The following is an 833-nucleotide window of genomic DNA, read 5'->3' as shown; positions in this document are numbered from 1 at the left end:
GGCCGCTCCCCCGGGCGAGGTGGCCGGCCCCGCCGCGCCTGCACGCTTCCGCCGGCCCGCCCGGCGCGGTTACGGTCGCACCATGCGAGCACTCACATGGCAGGGAAAGCGCAACGTCGCCGTCGAGGACGTCCCGGATCCTCGGATCCAGGAGCCGACGGACGCGATCATCGAGGTCACCTCGACCGGCATCTGCGGGTCGGACCTGCATCTGTACGAGGTCCTGGGGCCGTTCATGGACGCGGGGGACGTGATCGGGCACGAGCCGATGGGCATCGTCCGCGAGGTCGGGTCCGAGGTCACCCACATCCGGCCCGGTGACCGGGTGGTCGTGCCCTTCACCATCTCCTGCGGTCGGTGCTGGATGTGTCAGCGCGGGCTGCAGTCCCAGTGCGAGACCACCCAGGTGCGGGAGCAGGGCTCCGGCGCCGCCCTCTTCGGCTACTCCCGGCTCTACGGCTCCGTCCCCGGCGGGCAGGCCGAGTTGCTGCGCGTGCCCCACGCGGACTACGGCCCCGTGAAGGTGCCGCACACCGGCCCGGATGAGCAGTGGCTGTTCCTCTCGGACGTCGTCCCCACCGCCTGGCAGGGGGTCCAGTACGCGAACGTCCCCGACGGCGGCACGCTCGCGGTGCTCGGCCTCGGCCCCATCGGCCAGCTGGCGGCCCGCATCGGCGTGCACCTGGGGTACCGGGTGATCGGCGTCGACCCGGTCCCCGAGCGGCGCGCGATGGCGGCCCGGCACGGCATCGAGGTCCTGGACGCCGACGGCGGCGAGGCCGAGTGCTCCGCGAGCGCACCGGCGGCCGCGGCCCCGACGCGGTCCTGGACGC

At 74.2% G+C, this 833-nt stretch carries 1 pseudogene; it reads left to right on the top strand.

The window, feature by feature from the left end:
- Positions 1 to 82: 82 nt before the first annotated feature.
- Positions 83 to 833: pseudogene (locus tag AC2W7A_RS12960) on the top strand (alcohol dehydrogenase catalytic domain-containing protein); the annotation flags it as partial.

Source organism: Micrococcus sp. LASM2_SD2 (assembly GCF_057364565.1).
Note: the sequence above shows the minus strand (reverse complement) of the source record. Positions and strands in the feature narration are given on the sequence as shown.